10 protein-coding genes and 3 pseudogenes are annotated in these 13,729 nt (G+C 62.2%); 6 read left to right on the forward strand and 7 right to left on the reverse strand.

Features of this window, described 5'->3' with window-relative positions; all coding sequences use genetic code 11:
* The 3 genes and pseudogenes from ABZE94_RS14465 to ABZE94_RS14475 form a co-directional block, all read left to right on the forward strand.
* Window positions 1-276: pseudogene (locus tag ABZE94_RS14465) on the forward strand (DNA polymerase Y family protein); the annotation flags it as partial.
* Window positions 273-3,350, forward strand: a complete 3,078-nt coding sequence (locus ABZE94_RS14470) for an error-prone DNA polymerase (protein WP_372876211.1) — start codon at window positions 273-275, stop codon at window positions 3,348-3,350. The pseudogene ABZE94_RS14465 and the gene ABZE94_RS14470, both read left to right, overlap by 4 nt.
* Window positions 3,351-3,778: 428 nt before the next feature.
* Window positions 3,779-4,183: a TraR/DksA family transcriptional regulator gene (locus tag ABZE94_RS14475; protein WP_372876212.1), complete on the forward strand. Its 405-nt coding sequence runs from the start codon at window positions 3,779-3,781 to the stop codon at window positions 4,181-4,183.
* 60 nt (window positions 4,184-4,243) lie between these two features.
* Here ABZE94_RS14475 and ABZE94_RS14480 read toward each other — a convergent pair whose 3' ends face one another.
* The 7 genes from ABZE94_RS14480 to ABZE94_RS14510 all read right to left on the reverse strand — a co-directional run bounded on the left by ABZE94_RS14480 (window position 4,244) and on the right by ABZE94_RS14510 (window position 11,484).
* Window positions 4,244-4,516, reverse strand: a complete 273-nt coding sequence (locus ABZE94_RS14480) for an HU family DNA-binding protein (protein WP_090505316.1) — start codon at window positions 4,514-4,516, stop codon at window positions 4,244-4,246.
* Between the two features lie 284 nt (window positions 4,517-4,800).
* Window positions 4,801-5,763: a D-2-hydroxyacid dehydrogenase family protein gene (locus tag ABZE94_RS14485; protein WP_372876213.1), complete on the reverse strand. Its 963-nt coding sequence runs from the start codon at window positions 5,761-5,763 to the stop codon at window positions 4,801-4,803.
* Window positions 5,764-5,823: 60 nt separating this feature from the next.
* Complete coding sequence (locus ABZE94_RS14490; RefSeq protein WP_372876214.1) at window positions 5,824-7,335, reverse strand: tripartite tricarboxylate transporter permease; 1,512 nt, start codon at window positions 7,333-7,335, stop codon at window positions 5,824-5,826.
* A gap of 3 nt (window positions 7,336-7,338) precedes the next feature.
* The gene (locus ABZE94_RS14495; protein ID WP_372876215.1) at window positions 7,339-7,797 is read right to left on the reverse strand and encodes a tripartite tricarboxylate transporter TctB family protein; all 459 of its coding nucleotides are present in this window, start codon (window positions 7,795-7,797) and stop codon (window positions 7,339-7,341) included.
* A 50-nt stretch (window positions 7,798-7,847) separates the two neighbouring features.
* A complete protein-coding gene (locus ABZE94_RS14500; RefSeq protein ID WP_372876216.1) occupies window positions 7,848-8,831 on the reverse strand; it encodes a Bug family tripartite tricarboxylate transporter substrate binding protein in 984 nt (327 codons plus the stop codon).
* 129 nt (window positions 8,832-8,960) lie between these two features.
* Window positions 8,961-10,286 (reverse strand): OprD family outer membrane porin, encoded by a 1,326-nt coding sequence (locus tag ABZE94_RS14505; RefSeq protein ID WP_372876217.1) that lies wholly within the window; start codon window positions 10,284-10,286, stop codon window positions 8,961-8,963.
* Window positions 10,287-10,407: 121 nt separating this feature from the next.
* The gene (locus tag ABZE94_RS14510; RefSeq protein ID WP_372876218.1) at window positions 10,408-11,484 is read right to left on the reverse strand and encodes a 4-oxalomesaconate tautomerase; all 1,077 of its coding nucleotides are present in this window, start codon (window positions 11,482-11,484) and stop codon (window positions 10,408-10,410) included.
* 222 nt (window positions 11,485-11,706) lie between these two features.
* On the opposite strand from ABZE94_RS14510, the gene ABZE94_RS14515 reads away from it, so the two are divergent.
* The 3 genes and pseudogenes from ABZE94_RS14515 to ABZE94_RS14525 form a co-directional block, all read left to right on the forward strand.
* A complete protein-coding gene (locus ABZE94_RS14515; RefSeq protein WP_318949914.1) occupies window positions 11,707-12,627 on the forward strand; it encodes a LysR family transcriptional regulator in 921 nt (306 codons plus the stop codon).
* Between the two features lie 222 nt (window positions 12,628-12,849).
* Window positions 12,850-13,143, forward strand: a pseudogene (locus ABZE94_RS14520) (amidohydrolase family protein); the annotation flags it as partial.
* Window positions 13,144-13,318: 175 nt separating this feature from the next.
* Window positions 13,319-13,585: pseudogene (locus ABZE94_RS14525) on the forward strand (isochorismatase family protein); the annotation flags it as partial.
* Window positions 13,586-13,729 lie beyond the last annotated feature (144 nt).

Genomic DNA, 13,729 nt, shown 5'->3' on the forward strand with positions numbered 1-13,729 from the left:
CCCGAGCACGCCTGGCAGGCGGCCGGCGATGCCGAACCAGGACCTATCCTGCAAGGCCCGCCACGCCCGGGCTGGTTGTTGCGCCAACCCATGCCGCTACGCGAATCTGCTGCGCGCATCCTGGCTGGCCCCGAACGCATCGAATCGGGCTGGTGGGACGGTGGCGACGTGCGCCGCGACTACTACCTGATCGAAACCCGTTCCGGGCAACGTGCCTGGGCCTATCGTCCGCTCGGCGAAAGCGGGCCGTTCATGTTGCAGGGCTGGTTCGCATGAACAGTGATTACGCCGAGCTGCACTGCCTGTCCAACTTCAGCTTCCAGCGTGGCGCCTCCAGCGCCCGCGAGCTGTTCGAGCGGGCCAAGCGCCACGGTTACCAGGCCTTGGCGATCACCGACGAGTGCACCCTGGCCGGCATCGTGCGTGCCTGGCAGGCCGCCAAGACCTGCGAGCTGCCGCTGATCGTCGGCAGCGAGATGCGTATCGAAGACGGCCCCAAGCTGGTGCTGCTGGTTGAGAATCTCGCCGGCTACCAGCGCCTGTGCCGGCTCATCACCCTGGCGCGACGGCGCGCGGCGAAAGGCGAGTACCGCCTGCTGCGCGAGGATTTCAGCGCGCCGTTGGAGGGGCTGCTGGCGTTATGGATCGCCGACGAGACGCCCGATCCGGCGCCAGGGCAGTGGCTGCGCAGCCTTTTCGGCGAGCGCCTGTGGCTGGCGGTGGAACTGCACCATGGCGCGGACGATGCGCAGCACCTGGCGCACCTGCAGGCACTGGCCGTCACGCTGGGCATACCGATGGTGGCCACTGGCGATGTGCACATGCATGCCCGTGGTCGCCGCGCCCTGCAGGACTGCATGACCGCCATCCGCCACCACTGCACGGTGGCCGACGCCGGTCAGCGGCTGTTCGCTAATGGCGAACGGCATTTGCGTTCACGCCAGGCGCTGGCCGAGCTCTACCCGCCGGAGCTGCTGGCCGAGACGCTGCGTATCGCCGTGCGCTGCACCTTCGACCTCGGCCAGTTGCGTTACCAGTACCCCCGCGAGCTGGTGCCTGAAGGCCATACACCGACCACCTGGCTGCGCGAGCTGACCGAGCAGGGCATGCGTTGGCGTTGGCCCAAGGGCATACCGGCGAAGTGCCGCGAACAGGCTGAGAAGGAGTTGGGGCTGATCGCCGAGCTGGGCTATGAAAGCTATTTCCTCACCGTGCACGATGTCGTCCAGTTCGCCCGCACCCAGAGCATCCTCTGCCAGGGTCGCGGCTCGGCGGCCAACTCGACGGTGTGCTACGTCCTGGGCATCACCGAAATCGACCCGGCGCGCATGAACATGCTGTTCGAGCGCTTCCTCTCCAAGGAGCGCAACGAGCCACCGGATATCGATGTGGACTTCGAGCACGAGCGGCGCGAGGAAGTGCTGCAGTACGTATTCCGGCGTTATGGCCGGGGCAGGGCAGCGCTTACCGCCGTCGCCAGCACCTATCACGGCGCCGGCGCGGTGCGCGATATCGCCAAGGCCCTTGGCCTGCCGCCGGACCAGGTCAGCGCCCTGGCTGATTGTTGTGGCCGCTGGAGTGATAAGGAGCCGCCGCTCGAGCGGCTACGTGAAGCCGGCTTCGATCCGGACAGCCCGGTGTTGCGCCGGGTACTGGCGCTGACCGGCGAGCTGATCGGCTTTCCCCGTCACCTATCGCAGCACCCGGGCGGCTTCGTCATCTCCGAGCAACCACTGGATACCCTGGTGCCGGTGGAGAACGCGGCCATGGCCGAGCGCACCATCATCCAGTGGGACAAGGACGACCTCGACCTGGTCGGCCTGCTCAAGGTCGACATCCTCGCCCTCGGCATGCTCAGTGCGTTGCGGCGCAGCTTCGACCTGATCGAGCGTCATCGTGGTCGGCGCTGGGCTCTGGCGACCCTGCCTGCGGAAGACCCCGCCACCTACGCAATGATCAGTCGCGCCGACACCATTGGCGTGTTCCAGATCGAATCGCGCGCGCAGATGGCGATGCTGCCGCGCCTGCGGCCGCAGACTTTCTACGACCTGGTGATCCAGGTCGCCATCGTCCGTCCCGGGCCGATCCAGGGGGACATGGTTCATCCCTACCTGCGCCGCCGTAATGGCGAGGAGGCGGTCGTCTATCCCTCCGCGGAACTCGAGGTCGTCTTCAAGCGCACCCTGGGGGTTCCGCTGTTCCAGGAGCAGGTCATGCAGCTGGCGATAGTCGCCGCCGACTACACGCCGGGCGAGGCCGATGAGTTGCGGCGCTCCATGGCTGCCTGGAAGCGCCACGGCGGCCTGGAGCCGCATCGCCAGCGCCTGACCGAGCGCATGCTCGCAAAGGGTTACACGGCGGACTTCACCGCGCGCATCTTCGAGCAGATCAAGGGCTTCGGCAGCTACGGTTTTCCGGAGTCCCACGCGGCCAGTTTCGCCTTGCTCACCTATGCCAGTTGCTGGCTGAAATGCCACGAGCCGGCCATCTACGCCTGCGCGCTGATCAACAGTTGGCCGATGGGCTTCTACAGCCCCGACCAGGTGCTACAGGACGCGCGCCGTCACGACATCGAAGTGCGCCCGCTGGACGTGTGCCACAGCGAGTGGGATTGCTCCCTGGAGCCAGGCAAGGAGGGGGCCTTGGCCATTCGTCTGGGCCTGCGCCTGGTGCGCGGGTTCCGCGAAGAGGATGCTCGGTGCATCGAAGACTCCCGGCGCGAGCGGCCCTTCGCCGATGTCGCCGACCTCTGCTACCGCGCCGGGCTCGATGCCCGGGCGCGAGAACTGTTGGCCGATTGCGGTGCCTTGCGCGGCCTGGCCGGGCATCGCCACAGCGCCCGCTGGGCGGTGGCCGGCGTCGAGGTGCAGCCGCCGTTGTTCGCCAATCTGCCGGCGCGGGAGGAGGCCCGGGTGGCGTTGCCATTGCCGACGGTGGGCGAGGATCTGCATACCGATTACGCCACCGTCGGTACCACCCTGGGCCCGCATCCACTGGCCATGCTGCGCTGCCAGCTCAAAGCCCAGCGCTGCCGCAGCTCGCGCGATCTGCTCACCGTCGAGCATGGGCGCAACGTCAGCGTGGCCGGCCTGGTGACCGGCCGGCAGCGGCCGCAGACGGCCAGCGGGGTGATCTTCGTCACCCTGGAGGACGAGTACGGCATGGTCAATGTGGTGGTTTGGCACGACCTCGCCGAGCGTCAACGGCGGGTATTGGTCCACTCGCAATTGTTACGAGTGGATGGCCACCTGGAGTCCAAGGACGGCGTGCGTCATCTGATCGCGGGGCGTCTGAGCGACTTGACGCCGCTGTTGGTTGGGCTGGATGTGCGGAGTCGGGATTTTCAGTGAGGCCGGGGGATGGCTTGGCAGGCGGGCAAAGGCTGCCTCTGATAAGAGCAGCCAGAAAGCGAAGTCGTCATGTCCGAGGTAGTGTTAGCCCCCCTCTGACTCAGCAAGGTCAGTGGGGGGAGGGCAATGGCATCAGCTATGCGCCGCACGCTCGAACACCTCGCCCACCCAGGTGAATTACCAGGGCTTCGATGTCGGAGAGCACCGCCGCAATACTGGTCGGGGTGCGGAAGATGGGTTCTATTCCGCTGTCGATCAGGCTTGGGGATGGATAAAGGACGGCCGCCGGGGCTGGGTGAAGAGCCATTTTGGCTGGCTCCGATGACGATCAATGTTGGATAATTGGCCCATGAGGCGCTGGAGCGACGAGATGAGCATGGGCTCAGCTATCCAGAAAGCGGAGCAGGTGGGTGAAGAGGATACATGGCATGACACGAGACGAACTACTTTCGGCCCCTGAGTCCGACTACATGAACGAGGCTCAGTTGGTTTTTTTCAAGGCGCTGCTGCTCGCCCAGTTGGAGGAGTGCAGCGAACGTGTCGAGAGCGGCAAGGCGCGTCTGGCCGAGCTGGAACGGCCGATCGATGTGGCGGATGTCGCCTCTATCGAAGAGGAGCGCATGACGCTGCTGCACCTGATTGAGCGCGACCGCAGGACGCTTCCCGCATTCCAGCAAGCCTTGGCGCGGATCGACGATGGCAGTTATGGCTGGTGTGACGAGACTGGCGAACCGATCGGCCTGCAGCGGCTGTTGCTGAGTCCCACCACGGCCTTGTCCGTCGAGGCCAAGCAACGCCGAGAGTTGCTGGAGCGGCACATGAGTCAGGCCTGAGTGGCTTGCGTATATGCAAAAAGGGCCTGAATCAGGCCCTTTCGTCGTTCTGCGACGCGCTCAGTTCACCGCATCTTTCAGCGTCTTGCCGGCTTTGAAGCCGGGCAGCTTGGCCGCTGCGATCTTGATCGTGGCACCGGTTTGCGGGTTGCGTCCATCGCGTGCAGCGCGTGCCTTCACCGCGAAGGTGCCGAACCCCACGAGGCTGACGCTTTCGCCATTTTGCAGGGCAGAAGAGATGGCGCCGGTGATGGCATCCAGGGCGCGGCCAGCAGTGGCCTTGGGCAGGTCAGTCGAGGCGGCGATGGCTTCAATCAGTTCAGCTTTGTTCATGGGCGGTTCCTTCTGGCGTCTGAAAGGAGCGGATTATAGCCAAGCTTTATTCAGTGGTCTGGTGAATATCCAATACAGCCCAGACTTCCAGCCCTTGCTGCCGCACGGCGTTCTCGGCTTCGAGCCGAGCGGCAGTGCCGACCATCCCCACCCATCGGAGCCAATGGCGACAAAAACAGGGTGTTCTGTCGGTCTCACGTCCGCAGCTTTGGCTTGATGTTTCCCGCCACGCCCCTATTCAGAAGGTCCGCCCGCTACTTCGTGACCGGGTCGGGCAGTCGCTGTCACGCTGTCGCCGGCTTGACCAGTTGACAAGGATCACCACGAAAGAAGGCCTGCACGTTGGCAAACGCATCGCCGAAATACAGTTCATAACTGTGCCTCTCGGTGTAGCCCAGGTGCGGGGTGCAGAGGACTCTTGGGTGATTGAGCAGCGGGTGCGCTTCGTCCAGGATCGGCTCGTCATCCAGTACATCCAGCGCCGCATAGCCGGGTCGCCCGGTGCTCAAAGCCTCGAGCAGGGCGCCTGGCGCGAGCAGTTCCGCGCGGCTGGTGTTGACCAACAGTGCGCTGGGCTTCATCTGCAGCAGATCGTCGACGTTGACCACATGCCGGGTGCTCTCGGTCAGGCGCAAATTGAGACTCAGCACATCGACTTCGCTGAAGAAGGCTTGCTTGCAGCTCGCGGCTCGATGCCCGTCGCGTACCGCCGCGTCCTTCGACGCCTCGCTACCCCAGACCAGCACGGGCATATCGAAGGCCTGGGCATAGCGAGCCAGACGCTGACCGATCCTGCCGTAACCCCAGATACCCAAGGTCTGGCCGTACAGGCGCTCACCGAGATTGGTTTGCCAGTGTCCCGCGTACAGACCCTGGATCGCCGGTATCAGTTGGCGCCGGGCGTTGAGAATCAGCGCCCAGGTCAGCTCGGCCGGTGCAATCGGCGAGCCGCGACCCTCCAGTACAGTGACACCCTGCAGGCTGCAGGCTTCCAGGTCGATATGCACGCCCGCCTTGCCGGTTTGACTGATCAGCTTGAGCCTTGGCAATTGGGCTAATAACTGCGCGCCGATGCTGGTTCGTTCGCGGGTCAGTACCAGGGCGTCCGCGTCGCGAAAGCGTTGCGCCAGCACATTCAGGCTCTTTTGTACGTCGTGATAAATGCTGACCTGATGGCCGTCGAGTAGGGAGAAGCAGTCGAGTGAACGGATAACGTGCTGGTAGTCGTCGGGAATTACGATATGCATGTTGATGTCATCAAGGGCGATAGGCTCGCCCATGATGTCCTCACTGAGACAGGGAAGGGATCAGCTGGCGATTTGCAGTTTTGCGCTCTTGCGTGCGCGCACGGCACGGAAGATCGGATAGGCCACCATCAGCCCTACCAGCGCCCAGACGGCCAGGGTAATCGGGCTGCCCCAGAGGATGTCCAGCTCGCCATTGGAAAGCGAAAGCGCACGCCGCAGGTTGTCCTCCATCATGCCACCCAGGATGAACCCGAGCAGTACCGCCGACAGCGAGTAGTCCAGCTTGCGCAGGATGTAGCCACACACACCGATGCCGATCATCAGGAACAGATCGAAGGTGGTCGAATGCACCGCATACACGCCAATCGAGGTGATGATGGCAATTGCCGGTACCAGCGCCCAGGTCGGCACTGCGAGGATGCGGGTGAAGATGCGCACCATCGGCACGTTCATCACCAGCAGCATGACGTTGGCGACGAACAACGAGGCGATCAGGCCCCAGACCACTTCGGGCTGGTTCTGAAACAGCATCGGTCCCGGCGTGATGTTGTACAGCGTCAGCGCGCCGAGCATCACCGCGGTGGTGCCGGAGCCGGGTACGCCGAGGGTCAGCATCGGCACCATGGAGCCACAAGCCGCGCCGCTGTTGGCGGTCTCCGGGGCGGCCAAACCGCGCAGGTCACCCTTGCCGAACTGGTTGTCCTTGCTCGCCATGCGCTTCTCGGACATGTAAGCCACTGCGCTGGCCAGGGTCGCCCCGGCGCCAGGCAACACGCCCAGGACGAAACCGACCACACCACTGCGCAGGTTGGTGGCCAGTACGAAGGCGCCTTCCTTGAAGTTGAACAGCATGCGTCCGGTGGCTTTGGCCGCCTTGTGGCCATGGTGGGTTCTTTCCAGCAGCACCAGGATTTCGCTGATGCTGAACAACCCGAGCACCAGGACGATGAACTGAATGCCGTCGGCCAAACCCAGGCTGCCGAAGGTGAAGCGATACACGCCGCTGTTGGCATCGATGCCGACACAGGACAGGGCCAGACCGATGAACGCCGCCATGGCGGTTTTCAGCGGTTTTTTGTCGGCCATGCCGGCCAGGCAGGTAATCGCGAACACCATCAACACGAAATATTCCGCTGGCCCAAAGGCCACGGCCCATTTAGCCAGCAGCGGCGCGAACAGCACCACGCCGATAGTCGCGATGGTGCCGCCGATAAACGAGCTCCAGGCCGACAGCGACAGGGCGATACCGGCCTTGCCCTGTTGGGCCAAAGGGTAGCCATCGAGGGTGGTCATCACAGCCGAGGCTTCGCCGGGAATATTCAGCAGGATCGAGGAGATTCGTCCGCCATATTCGCAGCCCAGATAGACCGCCGCGAGCAGAATCAAGGCGGTTTCCGGCGGCAGGCCGAGGGCGAAGGCAATCGGGATCAACAGGGCGACGCCGTTGACCGGCCCTAAACCAGGCAGCAGGCCGACAATGGTGCCAATCAGGGTGCCGCAAAAAGCCGTAATCAAGTTGTAGGGTGTCAGGGCCACGCCGAAGCCGAGGCCCAGATAATGAATAGTGTCCATAGGTCAGCTCCCCAGTTTCGCGAGCATGCCGAGTGGCAGAGGCACATCGAGGCCATAGTCGAACAGCAGATAGAGCCCAACGGCGATCACTATGCCGCCGACAGTGCTCTGCATGCGGGTTGCGTCATACAGATAAGCCATGGCGACCGCGAACAGCGCGCTGCTGAGGATGAAACCGAGCACATCGAACAAAGCGGCGTAGGCCACCATCGCCGCGATACAGAGAGCGATCTTGCGGATTACCTGACGATTCAGCGGTGGCTCTTCCCTGGCCTCGGTCTGTTTGACTGGTTTTAGCACTTGGTAAAGCGCACCCAGTACAAGCAGTGATAACAACAGCAAGGGATAGGCACGTGGGCCCACGGGCTCGTAAGCGAAGGGGGCCTGATAGCCCCAGGCCAACGCTATCAAAGTCACACAGATCAGCAGGTTAACGCCTGCAAAAATACGATCGTGCATCATTCTGCTCCTGGCTGGGCTGCCCGCAGCGGCAACCCACACCGTCGATGGATTTACTCGGCGACCAGGCCAAACTCTTCACCCAGCTTGCGATAATCCTCAACCTGCCTCTTCACCAGGTCGCTCAACGCTTGACCAGTGACATTCAGCGGGAGCACATCGCGATCTTGCAGGTACTGCTGGAACTCTTCCGAACTTTGCAAGTTGGCAAAGGCCGCTTTCCACCAGTCGAGGTCTTCTTGCTTGACCTCAGGACCCATGTAATAGCCACGGATCAACGGCCATTGAATGTCATAGCCTTGCTCTTTGGCGGTGGGGACGTCTGCCAGTTCACCCGGCAGGCGTTCCTCGCTATAGACCACCAACGGGCGGATCTTGTTGCCACGCTGCGCGCGGATTTCACTGGCACTGCCGGTCACCAGGTCGACATGCTTGCCCATCAATGCCATGTAATGCTCGGCGCCGCCTTCGAAGGCCGCGTAGCGCAGTTCGCGGGGATCGACGCCAGCGGCCTTGGCCAGCAGGGCAATCTTCACCCAGCCCTGGCCACCGATGCTGCCACCGCCACCGACGGTAATGCTCTTGGGATCTTTCTTCAGCGCCTGGATCACATCCTCGAGGGTCTTGAACGGCGAATCCTCACGCACTGCCAGGGTGCCGTAGTCGGTGCCGATGGTGGTGAGCCACTGCACCGCGTTTTCGTCGTAGCGACCGTACTTGCCCAGAGCCAGGTTGAGCAGCGAAGCGCCGGAGAACGCAATCAGGGTCCCCGGCTCGTTACGGCGATTGGCCGCGATGGCGTTGTAGGCGACCGCACCGATGCCGCCGGGCATGTAGGTGACGCGCATCGGCGAGTCGAGCAGGTGGTGATCCTTGAGGCCGGCCTGGGCCAGCTTGCAGGTCAGGTCGAAACCACCGCCGGGCTTGCTCGGGGCAATGCACTCAGGACGCGACGGTTCGCCGGCGTGAGCGTTAACGCTGCCCAGCATCAAGGCGCAGGCGAGGGGCAGAAGTTTGCTAAGGATGACTTTCTTCATGGTTACGTTCCTGTTTTTGGATTTGTTTGCAGGAGTTGCGCGCCGTATTACCAGCACGCCACGATTGGGCTGGGAGTCAAGTGACTTTCGTCGGCTCCCAGCCGGGAGCCTGGTTCCAGGCGGTCTCGATCAAAAGAAGCGATAGCTGTAGTCGACGTAGACGCGGTGGTCGGTTTCGTCTTCCTTCACGCCATCCAGGCGGCCGGTCTTGGCCGAGTGGTAGTCGAGATAGATGTAACGAACCGCCAGACCCTTGATCACGGGGACCTGATAGGTCAGGTCGAAGGCGAGTTCGTTCTCGTCCGCTTCGCCGAGGGCGGCGTTGGCGCTGTTCTTGGCATCGCTGCCGTCCTTGTAGCTGACGACGGTCTTCAGGCCCTTCACATGGTCTTGCCAGTCGTAGCCGGCGGAGAGCATCCAGACTTTTTCGTCGTTGTTGCTGAAGTCGGCCAGCACCCCGCCGGTTGGGAAGGGGTTAGTACCGTGATCGCCGGCGAAGTTGTCCTCGATCCAGGCGCCGTCGAACTTCGCCACTGCGGCGCCCAGCTCCACGTTGCCCAGCTTCCAGTTGGCGGCAAGATAAATGCCTTGGCCGTCGTTGTCGCTGGTTGTCACGCCGTTGATCGCTCCCGGCAGGTCCTCGTCGTCCAGTTCGGCGCTTTCGGAGCCGGTGACGAAGAGCTTGCCGTCATCGCTGGAGGTGTGGATGCCGCCGGTCAGCTTGAGGCTGGACTGATCGGCCAGTTTGAAGTTGTACGAGGCGACCAGGCCAGTCTTCTTCAGGAAGTCCTGGGCCCGCAGGTGTTCCAGATTGATGCTGAAGGGGCCGGCCACATAGCTGGCACCCAGGCTGTCGATGTAGTCGATGGCGCCGTCGGCGGAGTTGTCGGTCTTGAATTCCTCGAAGGAGCTCTCGGCGCGTGGAGACCATTCGTTATAGCGCGCTCCATACAGGCTCAGACCCTTGAGCGGCATGAGCTGGAAACTGCCGCCCGAGAAGGTGTTCGGGACGGCACGGCTACCCGAGCTGGAAAGCAGCATGGACTTGTGCAGCTGGCGGCCAAGTTTGGCGGTGGCCAGATCCTGATACTTGAGCTTGACGAAGGCCTGGGCGACCTGACCGAAGGAGTCATGCAGCTCGCCATTATTATCGACAGAGAGAATGTCGGAGGTATTCCTGCCGCTGTTATCCAGCTTGTTAACGCTGTAGCCGGAAATGCCGACGCCGATCACATCGGCGAAATAGGGCGACTCGTAGTTGAGTTGCAGGCCCAGCGCCGACTGCGTGCGATCGCTGCTGTCGGTTTCGAAGTCCCGGTCGAAGTGAATGCCGCGCGCCTTCAGCTCGAGGCTGTGCCCCGTCGTGTCCAGGGCCATGGCACTGAGCGGCATGACCAGGCTGACGGCGAGCAACGCAGTGTGCCCATGGGTGTATTTATTCTTATTGATGTGCATCGATACTCTCCGTTGCTTGCAATGACCGCCGGATCGGGCGGGGTTAAACGGGCGGCATCCAGGGCGGTCGTCCTCCCCAGTCCACGGCCTGGCCATCGCCGCCGTGGGCTTGCCGCTCCAGCTACCCCCTCGCGTTTCGCGAGCGGGGCACGAACACGTCGCCGGTGAACAGCCGTCGCGCGGTGCGAATCAGCGAGGCCCGCATGGTTTCGGGCGGCTCGTCCTCGGCGCACTCCAGTGACACCTCGATCTGACCGCCCGGGTGTTCCAGGCGAACCAGGGCGACGCCCTGCACCGGCGCCAGGTCGAAGGCCACGCTGCCGGGCAGTGCGCAGGCGCTGGCCAAGCCTATGGCGCCGGTGGCGGCCAGGGCGCGGTGGCAGTTGTGCGGCATGAAGTAGCGGGTATTCAGGCTGCCGCCATGGCGCGCCGGCGACAGCAGCACCGGCTTGGGGATGACCATCTGCGTCACATCGCCCAGGCCCATGGCGCGACCGGCCTGCAGACGGATGCTTTCCAGGCGCAGCAACAACTCGGCGTCGGCATCCAGCTCGGCGGGTGTTTCATAGCCGGTCTTGCCCAAGGCCTCGGCATGCACCAGCACCATCGGCATTGCCATGTCGATGCAGGTGACCTCAACGCCATCGAAGCGATCGCGTACCTGGCCGGTGGGCAGCAAGCGGCCGGTCTTGGCACCGGCGGCATCGAGGAAGGTGAGCTTGATCGGCGCCGCGGTGCCGGGTACGCCATCGATGCTGGTATCGCCTTCATAGCGCACGCGGCCGTTGGGGGTCAGCACTTCGGAGTCGATCAGGGTATTGGTGTTGACGTTGCGAATGCGCACCCGGGTGACCGGTGTAGCGGCATTGACCAGGCCATGCTCGATGGCGAATGGGCCGATGGCACAGAGCATGTTGCCGCAGTTGGGGGCCGTATCGACCCGACGCTGCGCCACCATCACCTGTACGAACAGGTAGTCGACATCCGCATCCGGGTGGCTGGAAGTGCTGACGATCGCGACCTTGCTGGTCTGGGCACTGCCTCCGCCGATCCCGTCGATCTCCAACTCATGACCCGAGCCCATGATTTTCAGCAGGAGCTCATCGCGTTGGGCGGGATCGCTCGGCAGGTGGTTGGCGAGGAACACAGGACCTCTGGAGGTACCGCCGCGCATAAGAACGCAAGGAATGGCTTGCATGATGTCTCCGTTGCAATAAAGCTGTTGTTTGTTGCGTGAGACAAATATTGAGCGGCTGACTTTGATTTGTAAATTGCATATATCGTTGCCTTTATTGCTCTATGCGCATTAATGTCTTTTCAATACCTTGCGGATCGCTGAGATCTCAGCAAACTCAAGCCCCGACTCTCATAAGTCGATAAGTGAAAGGCAAAAACTGCCGCAAATTGATAAGGGTTACGCATGAATTACGAGCTCCAAGACCTGCGCGCCTTCGTGAAAATCGCCGAGTTGGGCAGTTTTCATGAAGCGGCCACTGCCATTCACCTATCACAACCCGCGCTGACCAGGCGTATGCAGAAACTGGAGGAGGGGTTGGGCACTCAGTTGCTCGATAGAACTACCCGCCGCGTCAGCCTGACTGCAGTAGGTCGCGACTTTCTGCCCAAGGCGCAACGCCTGTTGGATGATTTCGAACGATCGATCCTGGGCATTCAGGAGTTGGCCGAGCGACAGTCGGGTCAGGTGACGCTGGCCTGCATTCCCACTGCGGCCTTCTACTTCCTGCCGACGGTGATCCGCGAGTTCAATCGCCAGTACCCGAAGATCCGCATCCGCATTCTCGATTTGAGCGCTCACGAGGGGCTGGAAGCGGTGTTGCGTGGCGAAGCGGATTTCGGCATCAACATGCTCAGTGGTCAGAGCGCTGAGATCGACTTCACCCCCCTGGTCAACGAGCCCTTTGTGCTGGCCTGCCGCCGCGACCATCCACTGGCCAATCAGCCGCAAGTGGCCTGGCGCGAACTCAGTGATTACCGCCTGATCGGCGTCGGACGCCTGAGCGGCAACCGTGTGTTACTGGATCATGGCCTGGCCAATCTGGACTGGCGGCCCAGCTGGTTCTACGAGGTACAACACCTGTCGACCTCGCTGGGCATGGTCGAGGCCGGTCTCGGAGTCGCTGCGCTGCCTAGCCTGGCCATGCCGGCCGAGGATCACCCGATCCTGGTTCAGCTGCCGCTGGTTGACCCGGTCATCAGCCGTACGCTCGGTCTGGTACGGCGCCACGGTTCGTCACTATCCCCGGCAGCCGAGAAGTTCGTCGACACCCTGTTACGCCAGTGGCCCGGCTATACCTCGTTGGGGGAGCGCCCAAAGGCGTGATGGTGCTGGGTTAAGTGAATAGCCCCAAGTGTCGTGAACACTTTCAAGCGGCCGCATATGGACTCCCCCTCATTGCAAGCGTCCTCAACTTTGGCGCCCGTGCCGACTGCACACGTATATTCGGCCTCTGACCTCGGCATTGCTTCAATGCAGGGCCATGATGGGCTATTCGCGCGCCAGCTCCCAATCGCTTCTAGGTGCTTCTTGCACATGGACATTTGAGGGCCGAAGGGTGTTTTGGACGCTGAGGAAAGCCTAGATCGAGAGACTGTGATGTATGCCTACACGCTTAGCTCTGCCAGGACCATGGGAATGGATAAGCAGATCGGCTCGCTCAGCAAAGGAAAGCAGGCCGACTTCCTCATCCTGGACCGAGACATCTTCGCTGTAAGTGGCAAGGAAGTCAGTGAGACCCAGACTTCGGCGGGCGTGAGTTGCCTCGCTGACACCTCGACCGGCGGGTTTCGGGGGGGGCATTGTGTTACGGGCTGGTTAGGGTGTTTGAAAAAAGAATAGCCACACCTAAGTTGCGGTCACCAAGCTAATCATTGATGGCGGCCAAAATTCTAGCGGTTAAGTGGTGTTTCTCCCGTAGACGGCGGAAGTTGGGGGGCGTTTGATCGGGATGAGCTCCTGGCAGTCTCCTGCCAAATGACCGTTTACACAAAGTTAAAAACACCCTCATGCCCCCTTGAAAGCGATTCTGGACGAGAACGCGATTGAGCAATTGACGATCGCCGGCAACATGAGCCACATGTGTGTGGATGCCATGGTCAGGGCCGCCGCTGATTATGGCTATGCCAATACCGTTATCGCGGATGCATGTGCCACGCACGACCTGGACTTCGAGGGCGTGACTGTTCCCGCCGTGCAGGTGCACGCTGCCTTCATGGCTGCCCTGGCATTCGCCTATGCGCAGGTGGTATCGACCGAACAATATCTGGCACCTAGCGTTTGAAACGGGTTGATCCTGCCCGGCTGTCGATCTCCGGCAGCGGGCCATGAAACTCAGGGTGTGGACGATTGCTGCCACACCTTCCGGTCTGATCTGGAGCCTTTGTCAAAACCGCTCCAGATGGTCCTTGCTCTTGAATGGTATTGA

This window comes from Pseudomonas sp., assembly GCF_041601375.1.
In the GTDB taxonomy this organism is placed as follows: Bacteria; Pseudomonadota; Gammaproteobacteria; order Pseudomonadales; family Pseudomonadaceae; genus Aquipseudomonas.

What these genes read in the sequence shown, in the direction of transcription:
- ABZE94_RS14470 (WP_372876211.1), top strand. Translation starts at nt 273, where the DNA reads ATGAACAGTGATTACGCCGAGCTGCACTGCCTGTCCAACTTCAGCTTC.
- ABZE94_RS14475 (WP_372876212.1), top strand. Translation starts at nt 3,779, where the DNA reads ATGACACGAGACGAACTACTTTCGGCCCCTGAGTCCGACTACATGAAC.
- ABZE94_RS14480 (WP_090505316.1), bottom strand. Translation starts at nt 4,516, where the DNA reads ATGAACAAAGCTGAACTGATTGAAGCCATCGCCGCCTCGACTGACCTG.
- ABZE94_RS14485 (WP_372876213.1), bottom strand. Translation starts at nt 5,763, where the DNA reads ATGCATATCGTAATTCCCGACGACTACCAGCACGTTATCCGTTCACTC.
- ABZE94_RS14490 (WP_372876214.1), bottom strand. Translation starts at nt 7,335, where the DNA reads ATGGACACTATTCATTATCTGGGCCTCGGCTTCGGCGTGGCCCTGACA.
- ABZE94_RS14495 (WP_372876215.1), bottom strand. Translation starts at nt 7,797, where the DNA reads ATGATGCACGATCGTATTTTTGCAGGCGTTAACCTGCTGATCTGTGTG.
- ABZE94_RS14500 (WP_372876216.1), bottom strand. Translation starts at nt 8,831, where the DNA reads ATGAAGAAAGTCATCCTTAGCAAACTTCTGCCCCTCGCCTGCGCCTTG.
- ABZE94_RS14505 (WP_372876217.1), bottom strand. Translation starts at nt 10,286, where the DNA reads ATGCACATCAATAAGAATAAATACACCCATGGGCACACTGCGTTGCTC.
- ABZE94_RS14510 (WP_372876218.1), bottom strand. Translation starts at nt 11,484, where the DNA reads ATGCAAGCCATTCCTTGCGTTCTTATGCGCGGCGGTACCTCCAGAGGT.
- ABZE94_RS14515 (WP_318949914.1), top strand. Translation starts at nt 11,707, where the DNA reads ATGAATTACGAGCTCCAAGACCTGCGCGCCTTCGTGAAAATCGCCGAG.